This is a genomic window from Streptomyces sp. NPDC001890 (genome assembly GCF_042891445.1).
Lineage (GTDB): Bacteria > Actinomycetota > Actinomycetes > Streptomycetales > Streptomycetaceae > Streptomyces.
On the sequence record NZ_JBIATE010000021.1, the window covers coordinates 58,821 to 73,935 of the forward strand.

The following is a 15,115-nucleotide window of genomic DNA, read 5'->3' on the forward strand; positions in this document are numbered from 1 at the left end:
TTGAGCGCGAACACAACGCGGACCGGGCCCCTCAGCGCCGGTCCGCCTCCGAGATAAGCGCTGCCCGCCGCGCGTTGTCAAGCTCGTCCACACTGTGAGCCGTGCGCCGGGGCTCGGTTGACGGACCACCGGATGCCTGTTCCACTGGGGCCATGCATTCGCAGCAGTGGCTGGTCAAGCGCTCCCACATCGACTTCGGTCGCGTGTGGTCCTCCTCCTGTTGAGCCGACCCCCTGCGTTCCCGCGTGTCCTGCCCGGCGCCGTGTGCGGCGCCTGAGCTCATTTCCCCGCGTGTCCTGCCGTACACAACACCGTTCTTCCCTCCCCTCGCTCCGCCGTCCTTCCCCGGGCCCGTCCGGCCCCGATCCGCCGGACGGGCCCCCGCCCCGACCGTGGGGCCGCCGCGTGCTGTCCGCCGTCGGCGTGCCTGCCCACGGCCGACGAATCCGGAGAACCACACCTCATGCCCCGGACCCGGCACACCGCCGCCTTCGCACTGATCACCGTCGCCACTCTCGCCCTCACCGCGTGCGGGTCCGGTGATCCGGCGGCCGCACCGGCCGGCGCCACCGCCGGCAAGGGCAGGGGCGAGGTGCCGACGGCCGATGTGGTCTCCTCGGTACGCGAGGACGAGGCGGCGGCGAAGCTGCTGCCCGCCGACGTCCGCGCCGCCGGAACCCTGACCATCGCCGCGAGCGTCGGCAACCCGCCGGGGGCCACCTACCTCGCGGACGGCAGGACGGTGGCCGGTACGGACATCGACTTCGCGGACGCGGTCGCCAGGAAACTCGGGCTGCGCCTCACCCGCGAGGTGGCCTCCTTCGAGGCGATCCTCCCGGCGCTGGGCAGCGGGAAGTACGACGTGGGCACCGGGAATTTCGGGGTGACCGAGGAGCGCCGCAGGACGATCGACTTCGTCACGTACATCAATGACGGTCAGGGCTTCGCGGTCCGTGACGACAGCGAGCTGAGGAAGGTCACCGATCTCACCCAGCTCTGCGGCCTGACCGTGGGCACCGGCGCGGGCACCACCTTCGAGGTGACCCTGGAGGAGAACCGGCATCGGTGCGCCGACGCGGGCAGGAAGCCGTACGAAGTGAAGACGTACAACGACCAGGGCGCCACCTGGGCCTCGCTCCAGCAGGGCCGCAGCGATGTGGTGATGTCCACCATCAACGGACTGCGGTACGCGGTGCGACAGCAGGAGGGCGTGCGCTTCCTCAACGAGTTCAAGCGTCTCGACGTCGGCTTCGCCTTCAAGAAGGGCACCGCGCTGGCGCCCGCCTTCCAGGCCGCGGTGAACGGCCTGAAGGCGGACGGCACCTATGACCGGATCCTGAGGAAGTGGGGCATCAGCGCTTCGGCGATCAGGACCTCGCAGATCTCGCCGCCCGAGATCGAGTGAGCCGGGCGGGGGGCGGCCGCCCGGCCGGCCCCCGCCCTCAGCAGCTGCAGTCGCAGTCGCAGCAGTCGCACCCGTCGCAGCAGCCCCCGCAGTTGCTGCAGCAGTCACAGGCATCGCAGACGTTGCCGCAGTCGCACTGGCTGCACAGTCCTTCGCGGCGCTGATGGCTCCACGGGTCCTCGAAGGTGCCGCAGCACATCTGGCAGGTGCAGGCCAGCCCCGCCCACACCAGGCAGCCCATGATCAGACCACGCCGGTCACGCGGGGGTTCGGGCGGCGGCTGCGGCGGACCGGCGGGACCGCCCGGACTCGGCGCGTACGGATTGCCCGGCACCGGCCCGAAGGACCCGGCCGGCCGCGCGGCTGACGGGCCGCCGGTTCCGTCCAGGAGCGCGGCGCCCGGCTGGTGCGAGCACGCCGTGGTGCCGAAGGCCCGGTCCACCGACTGCCGCAGTTCGTGCGCCAGCAGCACATGGGCCAGCTTGCCGTCGGTGAATTCCGCGTCGCGCAGGGCCAGCCGTACGCCGTGCAGCGCGTCGTCGCACAGCCGCCGGGCCTCCGCCCGCGAGGTGCCGGTGGCGGTGAGCGGGTTCCAGGCACCCGACGCCGCGTCGGCCTCCTGGTCCTCCACTGCGTCCAGCAGATGTGCCAGCCGCCCGAAGAGGCGGCCGGCCTCGGCGAGCGGCTCCGCGTTCTGCGGCTTGCCCGCGAGCACCGCGGTGTGGGCGAAGGCGGCCGCGGTGGCGGTCTCCGTGGGTTCGGTGACCGTGAGCAGCGGGGTGCCGGGCCCGGCGACCAGCTCGATGCCGGTCTGCCGGTCGACGGCGTCCACGAGCAGCGCGGTGTCGAAACCGAGCTGGGCGCCGGTGCGCGCGCCGGCCCGGTCCCAGCCCGCGGCGACCCGGCGCGCGGCGGCGGCGACCGGACGGCGCCTCAACAGGCCGTCCCCGTCCGCGACGTGGTCCCGGACCTTCGCCGAGGCCAGCACCAGGGAGACGGCGGCGGCCAGCCTGGCGCCCTCGCCGCGGGCGACCGGGGCGGTCCGCATGGCGCGCAGCGGGCAGGGACCCGCCGTGCGGCGCCATCCGGTGGTGCGCTCGGACTGAGCCTCCGTCAGAACAGAAACAATCAGACCGTCATAGTTCGTAACGATTCTGGCGAATTGCCCGTGATCGGAGCGAAGTGCGAGGCAGAGCCCGCAGAGATGGGCCATCCACTCGGTCCTGAGCCCCTCGGACAACCGATGGGCGCAGGGCCTGACTATTCCGAACACGACGATCCCCCGAGAGTCGTTCACCTTCGCGCCGAGCTCGTGCGGCGTGCGCGAGGGGCATCGTATCGAGCGGTCCGTTCACCCGTACGCCCCCCATGTCACCCGTACGGCCCGGGGCATCATATTTTCTTTCTTTCTGACCTCTTATGTGGGAGGAACCCTGACGAATCGCCACATCTTCTGTGCCAGTACCGTCACGAATCCCCTGCGCGCCGACTATCCACTTGGCGCACGATCCGCATCATGGACGACCATAGGGATACGAAAGAGATGCGGAACGCCACGGAACCGCGGTGAGAGGAGGCGTCCATGGGATCGGTGCGCAAGGCGAGTGCCTGGCTGGGCCTCGTGGAGGACAACGACGAGCGGTACTACGACGACGAGTACGCCGAGGGCGCGCAGACCGGGACCGGTGGCCATGCCTGGGTGACCGACCCCCGGGTGCAGGTCGCGTCCGAGACGGCCGAGGAAACGGGGCGCCGGATCGCCACCGTCACCCCGGACAGCTTCCGTGACGCACGGGCCATCGGAGAGCTCTTCCGGGACGGCGTCCCGGTCATCGTCAACCTCACGACCATGGACCCCACCGACGCGAAGCGCGTCGTGGACTTCGCCGCCGGGCTGATCTTCGGACTGCGCGGCTCGATCGAGCGCGTGGCCACCCGGGTCTTCCTACTGACCCCGGCCGACACCCAGGTGGTCAGCGAAACCGCCGGCCGGTCGGCCGACGGTTTCTTCAACCAGAGCTGAGCAGGGCGCTCGCCGGACGGTTCGGGGCCGGTACGGCCTAGCGGAACGCGTCGAGACCGGTGAGCGCCTTGCCCAGCACCAGCTGGTGCATCTCCACGGTTCCCTCGTAGGTGAGCACCGACTCCAGATTCGTCGCATGGCGCATCACCGGGTACTCCAGCGAGATCCCGTTGGCGCCGAGGATCGTGCGCGAGGTACGGCAGATGTCGATCGCCTCCCGCACGTTGTTGAGCTTTCCGAAACTGACCTGCTCCGGGCGGAGCCTGCCTGCGTCCATCCGCCGGCCCAGATGGTGGGCGAGCAGGATGCCCTTGTGCAGCTCCACGGCCATGTCCGCGAGCTTGGCCTGGGTGAGCTGGAAGCCGCCGATCGGCCGGTCGAACTGCTCCCTGGTCCTCGCGTAGTCCACGGCCGCCTCGAAGCTGGCGCGGGCCGCACCCATCGCACCCCAGACGATGCCGTAGCGGGCATGGCTGAGACAGCTGAGCGGTCCGCGCAGACCGGTGACACCCGGGAGCACGGCGTCGGCGGGCAGCCGCACCTCGTCCAGGACCAGCTCGCTGGTGACCGAGGCGCGCAGCGACCACTTGTGCTTGATCTCGGGCGCCGAGAAGCCCGGGGTGTCGGTCGGCACGGCGAATCCGCGGATTCCGTCGTCGGTCTGCGCCCAGACGACGGCGACCCCGGCGACCGAGCCGTTGGTGATCCACATCTTGCGCCCGGTGAGCACCCAGTCCCCGCCGTCGCGCTTGGCGTACGTACGCATCCCGGCCGGGTCGGAGCCGTGGTCCGGCTCGGTGAGGCCGAAGCAGCCGATGATCTCGCCGGCCGCCATGCCCGGCAGCCAGCGCTGCCGCTGTTCCTCGGAACCGAAGCGGTGGATGGCGTACATGGCGAGCGAGCCCTGCACGGAGACCAGGGAGCGGATCCCGGAGTCGGCCGCCTCCAGCTCCAGACAGGCCAGTCCGTACTGGACGGCGGTGGCGCCCGCGCAGCCGTACCCCTGGAGGGACATGCCGAGCGCGCCGAGCGAACCGAGCTCACGGGCCAGTTCGCGGATGCCGGGCAGCTCGCCGCTCTCGTACCACTGGGCGATGTGCGGCAGGACGCGGTCGGCGGCCCAGTCCCGGACGGTCTGGCGGATCGCGAGGTCCTCGGTGCTGAGCAGATCGTCGATGCCGATCGGGTCGGCGGGGTCGAAGGGCGGGAGCTTCGACGACTCGGTGGTGGACATGAGGGCGCCTCCGGCGGCTCGCACGATGCCAAAACTAGCAGTGTTAGTTATGCTCTCGCGCCGACGTTACGGGTCAGCGCGCTGCTCGTCCAGAGCCGGTCGCCTCGGCGGGTCGGCGCCGGGCCGGTCGGGTCGGGGGCCGCTGCGCACGGCCCTGGGCGGGCACCTCGTGCCCCGCGCGGTGCTGTTCCCGCACCTCGTTCGCGTCGGCCCGCTCCGGCTCGTCGAGCACCGGCGCCGGGCAGTCCATCGCCCTCGGCAGCCGCAGCGCGGCCAGCGCCCCGGCCAGCAGCAGCGCGGCGCTGACCAGCAGCGTGACATGCAGCCCGGTGATGAAGGAGTGGCGCGCCGTGGAACGCAGCACCGCGCCCAGCGGTCCGCCCAACTGGTCCGCCACCTGGTACGCCTCGCCCAGCGAGTGGGCGGCGGCCGCGCGGGCCCCGGCCGGGACACCCGCTTCGGGAAGCTTCGAGAGCCCGGGGGCGTAGGCGGCGTTCATGACACTGCCGAGCAGGGCGATCCCCATGCCCGCGCCCAGCTGGTACGAGGTCTCGCCGATGGCCGCCGCCCCGCCCGCGCGGTCGGCGGGGGCCTCGCTGAGCATGGATTCGTACGCCCCGAAGAGCGTGGTCTGGAGCCCGAAGCCGAGGGCGACGAAGGCCACCGTCAGCAGCGCCGGCCGGTCGTGCTGCCCCATCGAGGTCAGGATCAGCACCGAGACGGCCGTGAGCACGAAGCCCCAGCCGACCATCCGGCGCGGACCGATACGGCGCAGGGTGTACGAGCCGGTGGCGCCCGCGGCCATGGCCGCGAAGGTGAGCGGAAGCAGCCGCAACCCGGTCTGCAGCGGGCTCAGTCCGAGGACGAGCTGGAGGTACTGCACGGCTATGAGCTCAAGACCGACCAGGGCCAGCATCGCGATGACGATGCAGCCCACGGCGGTGGAGAACGCGGGCCTGGTGAACAGCCCCATGTCGATCAGCGGATGCGTACGCCGCTTCTGACGGCGCACGAACACGACGAGCAGTGCCGCCCCGGTCAACAGCGGGGCGAGCGTGGCCGGGCTCAATATCTCACCGGCGCCCGCCCGCTTCACCCCGAGGACCACGCCGAGCACTCCGGCGGCGGCCATCAGCGCGCCCAGCACGTCCCACGGGCCGTCGTGGCTGCCGCGCGACTCGGGCAGCAGCAGCCGGCCGACCGGCAGGATCAGCGCCATCAGCGGAACGTTGATCAGAAAGACCGAGCCCCACCAGAAGTGCTCGACGAGGAAGCCGCCGATGACCGGCCCGGTGGCGGCGCCCACGGCGGCGACGGCGGTCCAGATGCCGATCGCCACGGCGCGTTCGCGCCGGTCGGGGAAGACCTGCCGGAGGATCGAGAGCGTCGCCGGCATGATCATCGCGCCGCCGACCCCGAGCAGCGCACGCGCCACGATGAGCACCGCGGGGCTGTCGGCCATCGCGGCGATCGCCGACGCGACGCCGAAGAGACCGTAGCCGAGCAGCAGGACGCGACGGCGGCCGACCCGGTCCCCGAGGGTGCCGAAGAGGATCAGCAGCGAGGCGCAGACCAAGGGATAGGCGTCGACGATCCAGAGCAGACCGACCGCGCTGGGGTTCAGGTCCTCGGTGACGGCGGGCACGGCGACGTGGAGCACGGTCGAGTCGAGCGCCACGAGCAGGAGACTGAGGCAGAGGACGACGAGGACGACCCATCGATTGGCACCGTCGGCCGCCGGGCGCAGCCGGATCCGGGCTGTGGTCGTCCCTGACATGCATGTACCTCCCAAAGGTCCCTCGCGCTCGGCGGGCCAACCGGGGATGCGGCGGTTCGCCGCTCCTCATGGCCCGGCATCGACGGGCGAGTGGGCGTCAGCGTACGCGAGTTCGGAGCCCTCCCACGTGGCCGACCTCATACCCGGTCGAACCGCGGGGTGTGGCGTACGCCACCCCGGCCCGCCGCCCGGACCTGCGAGGACACCCGGCGCACCCGGAACGGGACGGTACCCGGTGGTCCCTTCGGAGCGCCCGCCGGGCCCGGGCCGCGGGCGGCCGGTGACCGGACCGGCACGGTCCGTTCCGCCCCCTTCCGGGCGCGGATAAATTCATACCGGCACCTCCTGCGCTTTTCTGCACACGCCCAAACACCCTTCCGAAATGCGTGCGAAATCAATAGCGCGAAGGCCCGTCGGGACGCTTACCCGGATCAGGAATTAAGAGCGCACTGAGACATAGTCCACATCACATCGTCATCACAAAGAGACCGGAACGACCTGGTCGCTCACTAACTCGCTGTAACGTCGATTGGGTGCGTACCGACATCTTTGCCCGGCTGGACCGGGAGCCGGAGCCGCCGAAGATAGAGCCACCGCGGATGAGCCGTCACCGCATCGCGCTCTTCGGCGGGACGTTGGCGTTCTATCTCGCCATCGTCATTGCCGTGCTGGTCTCGTCCTGGCTGGTGACCCTGGACTGGAAGGTCATGCTCTTCCGGCCGTATCAGCAGTGGCCGGAAATCCATGCCTTCCTCGACTACTACATCGTGCTCGGCCAGCGTGGCCCCACCGCCACCATGGTCGCCTGCTGGCTCGGCTGGCGGTCCTGGCGGCAGCACACGCTGCGGCCCCTGATCACGCTGGGCGTGGCGCTGCTGCTGCTCAATGTGACGGTCGGCGCGGTCAAGATCGGCCTGGGCCGTCTCGGCCCGCACTACGCGACCCAGATCGGCTCCGCCGAGCTCTTCGCGGGCGGCGATATATTCCCCTCCGGCCACACCGCCAACGCGGTGGTGACCTGGGGAATCCTCGCCTATCTGGCCACCACCCCCCGAGCCCGGCGCTATCTGTCGGCCGTGTCGGCGATCGTCTCGCTGGGCGTCGGCCTCACCACCGTCTATCTCGGTACGCACTGGCTCAGCGATGTCCTGCTGGGCTGGGCCGCGGGGCTGCTGATCATGCTGGGCCTGCCCTGGGCCGAGCCGCTGATCACCCGGATCGAGGCCTGGATCTTCGCCCAGCGCGAGAACCTGCGGGGCTTCGGCCGCCCCGTGCCCTCCGTGCCCGTCGCGGCCGGCGGCCCCCGGCCCGCCCTGCTGCCGCGGCCGGACGGCGGCGACGCGCCGGCCCCGAGCCCGGCGCTGGAACCGGTCGCCGCGGCGGCCACGGGCGGCACGGGCACCCGCCCACGCACGCACGCCTCGCACCCGGCGCACGTGGTGCGCTCGGAGCGGATCCCGGTCACCCCGGCCGGCAGCCGACGCCCGCCGCACGCCGACCGCACACCGCGCGGCGGCACGAGCCCGGCCCGCCCGGTGGCCGGCGGCTGAGACCCGGCGAGGGAGCCGGTACGCACAAACCGCTCCCCGGACATGCCGAAGGCCCCGACCGACCGTCGGGGCCTTCTCCCGTTTCCGGGCCCGGAGCCCTGGGACCGAGGGGCCTCAGCCCACCCAGCAGCGGGTGACGCGGGCCCCGTCGACCTCGAAGTTGATCCGTCCGCTCAGGAACTCCATGGTGATGATCGCGCCCGGCGGCAGGGATCTGACGGTGCTCCAGCCGCGGCTGCGGGCCCGCCGTTCGGCGGTGTCGGCAGCGAGGCCGACGTACTCACCGGGCGTGTCGTCGGGCTGGGCGGAAGGGGTCGGTATGGGTGCCATGCCCCTCACCGTAGGCGGCCGCGGGCGGCGGCGGAAGCCGGGGCGCCCGCCGTCGCGGGGCATCCTCACGTTCCCCGCCGGTCACACTTGTGTCACAGGATCACGACACGCACGCGGTATGGATCACGCCACCCCGACAGACGACCCGGGACCGGACACACAGTAATCACACAACTCGGAGAACGATCATTCGGAAGGCCCGGAATCGGAGCGGAATATCCCGTATCGAAAGGGTTTAATTTCCGTCCCGAATAACGCGCGTAAATGAGCATGTCGCCAGGAATTCACGCTTCCTTATGGCAGCCTTATCCTTTGGTCACAATATTCACGCCGCGGTACGGGGCGGCCCCCCCGACTGCCACTGGTATAGCGGGCGGACCCGGTCGTCCGTATGGCGTCGCCGCAGCCGACGCTCAGTCCAATGCCCTGGTCAGCCGGTCCCTGGCCACTCTGATCGCATCCTTCAGCTCCGGTGGTTCGACGACCTCGAAGTCGAAGCCCGTCATCATCACGTGGATGACCATCACGTCCGTCGTGGCCGCCCCGGCGCGCAGCAGACAGGTGTCCGCGTCGACCGCCTCCAGCACCCCGGCCGAGGGCGAGATCCGCTCGGCCGCCCGCTCGATCCCCACCTTCAGCCGGATCACCGCCCGCGTCGGGTACACGGCCGTGGAGATCCCGGTCGAGACATAGGCGGCCAGGTCATCGGCGGGTGCCTCGCGCGGGACGAACCTCGGGCCGTGCGGCGGCGTGGGGGTGATCCGGTCCGCCCGGAACGTACGCCAGTCCGCACGGTCCAGGTCCCAGGCGACGAGGTACCAGCGGCGCTCGGTGCACACCAGCCGGTGCGGTTCGACGGTCCGCCGCGAGACGGATCCGGAGTGGTCCCGGTACTCGAAGCGCAGCCGCTCGGCGTCCCGGCAGGCCCCGGCGAGCTCGGTCAGGACGCCCGCGTCGGCGACTGAGGCGCCGGGCCCGCGGAGCAGCGGCACGGTGAAGGTGTTCAGCGCGTTCACCCGGCGCCTGAGCCGGTCCGGCAGCACCTGTTCGAGCTTGGTCAGGGCGCGAACGGAGGTCTCGCCGATGCCGTCGACGCCGTTGCCCGCCGCGGTGCGCAGGCCCACCGCGACGGCGACGGCCTCCTCGTCGTCCAGCAGCAGCGGCGGCAGCTGGGCACCGGCGCCGAGCTGGTACCCGCCGCCGGTGCCGGGGCTGGCGTTGACCGGGTAGCCCAGTTCGCGCAGCTTGTCGACGTCACGCCGTACGGTGCGCGGGGTGACCCCGAGCCGGTCGGCGAGATCGGCGCCGGACCAGTCGCGGTGTGCCTGGAGCAGTGAGAGCAGTCGCAGCAGTCGTGCCGAGGTCTCCAACATGGCGGCGAGTCTGCCAGGGGTTGCGGACAGCCCCGGTCCGCAACCCCTGGCTGGGTCTCAGGGCGCCGGTTCCGGTTCGAGCCGTACGCAGAGGTCGTTGTCGGTGGAGTAGCAGGGCGTGGCCCGGCCGCCCGCTCCGGTGTCGCGGCCCGGGTAGACGAAGATCTTCTTGCGGTCCCAGACGTCGTCGAGGATGCGGGAGATCCGTACGCCGCCGGCCGGTCCGTCCTCCGCCGTCCCGGGGACCAGCCAGAGCGTCCACAGCTGCGGTGCGGTGACGGGCCCTTCGGCCAGCCGGTCCAGGGGGAGCGTGAAGGCGAAGGTGCCCTCCTGACCGGTGACCGGCACCCGCAGGACCCGGCCGTCGGCGCCGGGCTGTCGCGCCTCGACGCGGGCACCGGCGCCGAGGCCGGTCCCGTACAGCGTGCCCTCGACCGTCATCCCGGGCCCGTCGAACGTCACCGGTCCGGCCTCGGCGTGCGGTGCGCGCAGCCAGCAGCGCACGGCGAGCCGCCCGTCCAGGGTCGGGTACGGGATCCGGACCGCGATCCGCCCGCCGTCCGGCGCCTGGTCGACGAGCAGCCGCAGGTCCCGGATGCCGGGCTCGACGGCCACCGCCCCGTCGTCGTCCGCGCCGGGCTCCCGCAGATAGACGTCCCAGCGTCCCTCGGCGGGTTCCACGGCCGCCGGCAGCACCGCGCGCTGCCGTCCGTCGCGCAGCGGACTCAGCGGCAGCCGTACGGTGTCGGCTTCGCCGCCCGCACCCTTGGTGCCGCGCAGCCGGAGCAGCAGTTCGGGGGCCTGGCCGTCCTCGCGGCGGCCGAGGTCGAGATCGAAGGTGATCCCGCCGCCGGGTCCCGCGGTGCAGTCGGCCCGGGGTGTCCTTCGCCCTGCGGAGTCGGTCATGCGGTCTTCCCCTTGCGGATCACGGCGGCCGCCTTGTAGCGCAGGGCGTACGCCCCGTCCAGCGCGGTGCCCCGGGCGCGGTGCAGTGCGGTGCTCAGCGCGCCGTGCGCGCGGTCGCGCGGGCCCCGCGCGGCGAGTTCGGTGAAGAGCCGTTCATGGCGTTCGGCGATCCGTGACGGGTCGAACCGCTGCGACGCGGTCAGCGCGGCGCGCCCCGCGCGGTGCCGTGCCTCGTCGTCGCCGATCAGTCCGAGCAGCGCGTCGGCCACGGCCGCCGTGTCGCCGACGGGCACCAGCCGTCCGTCGGTGCCGTCGTCGATGATCTCGCGGGGGCCGTGCGGGCAGTCGGTGGCGACGACCGGCAGGCCGCAGCGCATCGCCTCGACGATCGTCATGCCGAAGGACTCGCGGTCCGAAGTGACCGCGGCGATCGACCCCTTGGGCCACTCGGCCTCCAGCGGGTTGACCGGTCCCATCAGTAACACGTGGTTGTGCAGCCCGAGTTCCGCGACGAGCGCGAGCAGCGCCGCTCGCTCGTTCCCCGTCGCGTCGCCGCCGCCGTAGATGCGCAGCCGCCAGTCCGGACGGACCGCGACCACGTCGGCGAACGCCCGGACGAGCAGGTCGTACCGCTTGACCTTGTGCAGCCGGCCCGCGGCGATCACCCACTTGCGGTCGCCGTCGGCGGGCGGGAGCGTCGGTCCGGGCACGCTGTTGGCGATGGCCTCGATCCGTACGCCGGGCAGTTTGAACCCGGTCCGGTAGGCGCGGGCGTCGGCCTCGGTGACGGTGGTGATCGCGTCGAGCAGCGGGTAGCGGTGGGCGATCTCGCGGCGGAGCCGGTAGCCGTGGCTGTCGAGGGTGAGGTGCTCCTGCCCGATCCGTACCGGTCCCCGGCGGGCCTGTCGGCTGATGTGCACGTTGAGCCCCGGCCGGGTGCCGACCACCACGTCCGCCTCCAGGGAGCGCAGATGGTCCGCCACCCGTGCGTCGGACAGCCTGCTGTACTGCCGGTACCTGCTGTCACCGCGCGGGAACACGGTCGCGGGACGGGCGTATTCGGCGGCGTCGCCGTCGTACGTCGGGCTCTTCTTCCGCAGATCGACGAGATGGCTCATGCGCACCCCTCCGGGGGCGCCCAGCGCGGGAACGTCACGGTGCCGGAAGACCGACACGATCTCCACGTCATGGTGCCCGGCCAGCTCCCCGGCGAGATTGAACGTCGTGCGGATCGTGCCCCCGACTCCGTAGGCATTGTGGAGCAGGAAAGAAATGTGCATGAAACGCCATGTCTCCCGGTTCGGCTGATCAGCGGCAGGCTGCACTTGCCAGGACGGCACAGGCCCGTCGGCGGTTCACTCCGGGTGGGGGCGAATTCCGGTCAGTTGTGAACGCGTCCACTCTCCCGCTTTGTCGCCTTGTTGCCGTATTCGGCGCACCGCTGTACCGCCGAGTCGACCACACCCCGACACGCCGGACCGGCGCGAACGGCCCCAAGTGCGCTCCCGGGCCCGGAGATTCACTCTCCGGGCCGGTCGGTTCGATTACGTTCCCTTTCTCGCGTGACCCCGGCCGCGGCTCGCCCGTTGTCATTTCCATGAGCCGGGAACCGCCCGGCGCACGTACCGAGTTCGAGGAGCCACCCGTGCCGCGCATGCTCGACGTCAGCGAGGACGTACGCGCCGAGATCGGCGACGCCGAAGCCGACCGGCTGCTCGTCGGCGACAACGCCCCGGGCAGTTACGACTGCACTTCCTGCCGCACCCCCGGAGACTCCGAGCAGGAGCGCACCAGCACGGTGCTCTTCGTCGGCGACGAGACCGCCGTCCTCGCCTTCGCCCACGCGACGTGCATCCCCTCCCAGGTCGTCCAGGTCGCCGAGGAGCAGCTCCAGGGCGCCGTACGCAGCATCACCGGCGGCGAGGGCCCGGAGAGCAGCGGCGCGGGCCGGCCGCAGGGCGCCCCCGCCGAGCAGGCCGTCCTCGGCATCACCAGCGGCCTCGTCCTGATCGACGACGAGCTCCACCCGGCCCTCGTCGTCGAGCCGGCCGGCGCGATCGTCCGGCCGGGCACGGACGGCAGCGGGGGCGACGCATTCCTGCAGCTGCTGCTGGAGCAGGGCTTCCAGCCGGCCCACCGGATGGACCAGGTGCCCGCCGTGCTGCACGGCTGGTCGGTCCTGCTCGCCATGGGCCAGCTGCACGCCGTGCTCCAGCCGGGCACCGGCGGCGGCGCGCCGGTCGCCTGGTGGCAGGCGCACGCGCCGCTCCAGGTCACCGAGGGCTGGCGGACCGCGGCCAACAAGTCGCAGACCGTCCTCGTCTTCGCCGCCCCGGCCGGGTCGATCGGTCAGCAGCCCCGCGAGGATCTGCTGCGCGACGCCCTGGACAAGGCCGCGGCCAACGGCCTCCTGGTCGCCGCCGCGATGCCGCTGGCCGGTACCTGATCGTGGCCGACGGCTCCTCCCGGCAGCGGCGAACAGCTATTTCTCCGCCGCGCCCGCATCCGACCGACACCGGTGTCGTTGGCACCTACGTGCACTCATACGACTCCTCCCACCAGCGCCCGAGCCCGATCCCTGCCATGCGGCCCTCTCAGGAGCCATCGGGCGGTGAGTCCCACACCCCGATCTACGACGCGCTGTACTCCGAGTACCGCCGTTCGTTCCGGGCGCTGCCGGGTGACCGGAGCGGCGAGGAGAATCTCGGCTTCACGGCCTTCGGCAGCAGTCTCTTCGGCAGCCGCCTCCCGCTGAGCGGCCACTCCGGCCACTCCGCCGGTTTCTCCACCGGTCTCGCCGTGGCGGGCGGTGCCACGGGACACGGCACCGGTGCCGGCTCCGGCGGCCTCGGTTCCTGGCACCGGGTGGGCCGGCACTCCGGGCGCACCCAGCCGGCGGCCCTGCCCCCGGGTTCACGGGGCGCCTGACGTCACGTTCGCGGGCGCCCGACCGCATGACGGAGCCCCGGGTCGTCTCTTGTCCGAGACGGCCCGGGGCTCTTTCGCGCGTCCGTGCGTGCTACTTGTTGCGGCCGCGCTTCTCGCGGACCCGCACCGAGATGTGGATCGGGGTGCCCTCGAAGCCGAACTCCTCGCGCAACCGACGCTCGACGAACCTCCGGTAGCCGTGCTCCAGGAAGCCCGAGGCGAACAGCACGAAGCGCGGCGGCTTGGTGCCGGCCTGGGTGCCGAAGAGGATCCGGGGCTGCTTGCCGCCGCGGACCGGGTGCGGGTGGGAGGCGACGATCTCACCGAGGAAGGCGTTCAGCCGGCCGGTGGGAACGCGGGTCTCCCAGCTGGCGAGGGCGGTCTCGATGGCCGGGACGAGCTTCTCCATGTGCCGGCCGGTGACGGCCGAGACGTTGACCCGCGGCGCCCACGCGATCTGCGCGAGCTCCGTCTCGATCTCCCGCTCCAGGTAGTAGCGGCGCTCCTCGTCGAGCTTGTCCCACTTGTTGTACGCGATGACCAGGGCGCGCCCGGCCTCCACGGCCATGGTGATGATGCGCTGGTCCTGGACGCTGATGGACTCGCCCGCGTCGATCAGGACGACGGCGACCTCGGCCTTCTCCACGGCGGCGGCGGTACGCAGCGAGGCGTAGTAGTCCGCGCCCTCCTGGAGGTGGACGCGGCGGCGGATACCGGCCGTGTCGATGAACTTCCAGGTGATGCCGCCGAGCTCGATCAGCTCGTCGACCGGGTCACGGGTGGTGCCGGCCAGCTCGTTGACGACGACGCGGTCCTCGTTGGCGACCTTGTTCAGCAGCGAGGACTTGCCGACGTTCGGACGGCCGATGAGCGCGATCCGGCGCGGGCCGCCGATCGCGGTGCCGAAGCGCTGCGCCGGTGCCTCGGGAAGCGCTTCGAGCACGGCGTCGAGGAGGTCGCCGGTGCCGCGGCCGTGCAGCGAGGAGACCGGGTGCGGCTCGCCGAGACCCAGCGACCACAGGGCGGTGGCGTCCGCCTCGCCACTCTGTCCGTCGACCTTGTTGGCGCAGAGCACGACGGGCTTGCCGGCCCGGCGCAGCAGCTTGACGACGGCCTCGTCGGTGTCGGTCGCGCCGACCGTCGAGTCGACCACGAAGACGACCGCGTCGGACGCCTCGATGGCGTACTCGGCCTGGGCGGCGACGGAGGCGTCGATGCCCAGCACGTCCTGCTCCCAGCCGCCGGTGTCGACGACCTTGAAGCGGCGGCCCGCCCACTCGGCCTCGTAGGTGACACGGTCACGGGTGACGCCGGGCTTGTCCTCCACGACGGCCTCGCGGCGGCCGATGATCCGGTTCACCAGCGTCGACTTGCCGACGTTGGGGCGGCCGACGACGGCGAGCACGGGCAGCGGTCCGTGACCGGCCTCGTCGATGGCGCCCTCGACCTCTTCGAGGTCGAAGCCCTCCTCCGCGGCGAGCTCCATGAACTCCGCGTACTCGGCGTCGCCAAGCGCTCCGTGCTCGTGGTCCGAGCCGTCGGAGTGAATCTGGTCGTTCATGAAGTCCGTTCCTCTTTGCATCATCATC

At 71.8% G+C, this 15,115-nt stretch carries 13 protein-coding genes; 5 read left to right on the forward strand and 8 right to left on the reverse strand.

All coding sequences use genetic code 11. The features are described 5' to 3' along the window. The first annotated feature begins 463 nt into the window (after window positions 1-463). Window positions 464-1,405, forward strand: a complete 942-nt coding sequence (locus ACFYY1_RS33875) for an ABC transporter substrate-binding protein (RefSeq protein WP_388592336.1) — start codon at window positions 464-466, stop codon at window positions 1,403-1,405. Between the two features lie 37 nt (window positions 1,406-1,442). Here ACFYY1_RS33875 and ACFYY1_RS33880 read toward each other — a convergent pair whose 3' ends face one another. Beyond that, window positions 1,443-2,678 (reverse strand): DUF5685 family protein, encoded by a 1,236-nt coding sequence (locus tag ACFYY1_RS33880; RefSeq protein ID WP_388592337.1) that lies wholly within the window; start codon window positions 2,676-2,678, stop codon window positions 1,443-1,445. A 309-nt stretch (window positions 2,679-2,987) separates the two neighbouring features. Between ACFYY1_RS33880 and ACFYY1_RS33885 the strand changes: the two genes are divergently transcribed. Beyond that, window positions 2,988-3,428: a cell division protein SepF gene (locus ACFYY1_RS33885; protein ID WP_342280417.1), complete on the forward strand. Its 441-nt coding sequence runs from the start codon at window positions 2,988-2,990 to the stop codon at window positions 3,426-3,428. A 37-nt stretch (window positions 3,429-3,465) separates the two neighbouring features. Here the strand turns inward: ACFYY1_RS33885 and ACFYY1_RS33890 are convergent, their stop codons facing one another. Continuing rightward, window positions 3,466-4,662, reverse strand: a complete 1,197-nt coding sequence (locus ACFYY1_RS33890; protein WP_388592339.1) for an acyl-CoA dehydrogenase family protein — start codon at window positions 4,660-4,662, stop codon at window positions 3,466-3,468. A gap of 73 nt (window positions 4,663-4,735) precedes the next feature. Continuing rightward, entirely contained in the window at window positions 4,736-6,439 is a 1,704-nt protein-coding gene (locus ACFYY1_RS33895) for an MFS transporter (RefSeq protein WP_388592341.1), read from the reverse strand. Between the two features lie 533 nt (window positions 6,440-6,972). Between ACFYY1_RS33895 and ACFYY1_RS33900 the strand changes: the two genes are divergently transcribed. After that, window positions 6,973-7,989: a phosphatase PAP2 family protein gene (locus ACFYY1_RS33900; protein WP_388592344.1), complete on the forward strand. Its 1,017-nt coding sequence runs from the start codon at window positions 6,973-6,975 to the stop codon at window positions 7,987-7,989. A 114-nt stretch (window positions 7,990-8,103) separates the two neighbouring features. Here the strand turns inward: ACFYY1_RS33900 and ACFYY1_RS33905 are convergent, their stop codons facing one another. The 4 genes from ACFYY1_RS33905 to ACFYY1_RS33920 all read right to left on the reverse strand — a co-directional run bounded on the left by ACFYY1_RS33905 (window position 8,104) and on the right by ACFYY1_RS33920 (window position 11,878). After that, window positions 8,104-8,319 carry an I78 family peptidase inhibitor gene (locus ACFYY1_RS33905; protein WP_388592346.1) on the reverse strand — a complete coding sequence of 72 codons (216 nt, stop codon included), beginning with the start codon at window positions 8,317-8,319 and terminating at the stop codon, window positions 8,104-8,106. A 413-nt stretch (window positions 8,320-8,732) separates the two neighbouring features. Beyond that, window positions 8,733-9,692 carry a helix-turn-helix transcriptional regulator gene (locus ACFYY1_RS33910; protein WP_388592349.1) on the reverse strand — a complete coding sequence of 320 codons (960 nt, stop codon included), beginning with the start codon at window positions 9,690-9,692 and terminating at the stop codon, window positions 8,733-8,735. 57 nt (window positions 9,693-9,749) lie between these two features. Further along, entirely contained in the window at window positions 9,750-10,598 is an 849-nt protein-coding gene (locus tag ACFYY1_RS33915) for a transferase (RefSeq protein ID WP_388592351.1), read from the reverse strand. Then, a complete protein-coding gene (locus ACFYY1_RS33920; protein ID WP_388592354.1) occupies window positions 10,595-11,878 on the reverse strand; it encodes a glycosyltransferase in 1,284 nt (427 codons plus the stop codon). Before ACFYY1_RS33920 ends, ACFYY1_RS33915 begins: the two co-directional genes overlap by 4 nt. A gap of 365 nt (window positions 11,879-12,243) precedes the next feature. Between ACFYY1_RS33920 and ACFYY1_RS33925 the strand changes: the two genes are divergently transcribed. Both ACFYY1_RS33925 and ACFYY1_RS33930 read left to right on the forward strand, forming a co-directional pair. Continuing rightward, window positions 12,244-13,044, forward strand: a complete 801-nt coding sequence (locus ACFYY1_RS33925) for a hypothetical protein (protein ID WP_388592356.1) — start codon at window positions 12,244-12,246, stop codon at window positions 13,042-13,044. A 137-nt stretch (window positions 13,045-13,181) separates the two neighbouring features. Beyond that, on the forward strand, window positions 13,182-13,526 hold the full coding sequence (locus tag ACFYY1_RS33930; protein WP_388592359.1) for a hypothetical protein: 345 nt from the start codon (window positions 13,182-13,184) through the stop codon (window positions 13,524-13,526). Between the two features lie 91 nt (window positions 13,527-13,617). Here the strand turns inward: ACFYY1_RS33930 and der are convergent, their stop codons facing one another. After that, a complete protein-coding gene (der, locus tag ACFYY1_RS33935; protein ID WP_072484253.1) occupies window positions 13,618-15,087 on the reverse strand; it encodes a ribosome biogenesis GTPase Der in 1,470 nt (489 codons plus the stop codon). Window positions 15,088-15,115 lie beyond the last annotated feature (28 nt).

Excerpts from the sequence above, each read along its gene's own strand:
- ACFYY1_RS33910 (WP_388592349.1), bottom strand. The coding sequence starts at position 9,692 with ATGTTGGAGACCTCGGCACGACTGCTGCGACTGCTCTCACTGCTCCAG.
- ACFYY1_RS33915 (WP_388592351.1), bottom strand. The coding sequence starts at position 10,598 with ATGACCGACTCCGCAGGGCGAAGGACACCCCGGGCCGACTGCACCGCG.
- ACFYY1_RS33885 (WP_342280417.1), top strand. The coding sequence starts at position 2,988 with ATGGGATCGGTGCGCAAGGCGAGTGCCTGGCTGGGCCTCGTGGAGGAC.
- ACFYY1_RS33875 (WP_388592336.1), top strand. The coding sequence starts at position 464 with ATGCCCCGGACCCGGCACACCGCCGCCTTCGCACTGATCACCGTCGCC.
- ACFYY1_RS33920 (WP_388592354.1), bottom strand. The coding sequence starts at position 11,878 with ATGCACATTTCTTTCCTGCTCCACAATGCCTACGGAGTCGGGGGCACG.
- ACFYY1_RS33895 (WP_388592341.1), bottom strand. The coding sequence starts at position 6,439 with ATGTCAGGGACGACCACAGCCCGGATCCGGCTGCGCCCGGCGGCCGAC.
- ACFYY1_RS33890 (WP_388592339.1), bottom strand. The coding sequence starts at position 4,662 with ATGTCCACCACCGAGTCGTCGAAGCTCCCGCCCTTCGACCCCGCCGAC.
- ACFYY1_RS33930 (WP_388592359.1), top strand. The coding sequence starts at position 13,182 with ATGCGGCCCTCTCAGGAGCCATCGGGCGGTGAGTCCCACACCCCGATC.
- ACFYY1_RS33905 (WP_388592346.1), bottom strand. The coding sequence starts at position 8,319 with ATGGCACCCATACCGACCCCTTCCGCCCAGCCCGACGACACGCCCGGT.
- der (WP_072484253.1), bottom strand. The coding sequence starts at position 15,087 with ATGAACGACCAGATTCACTCCGACGGCTCGGACCACGAGCACGGAGCG.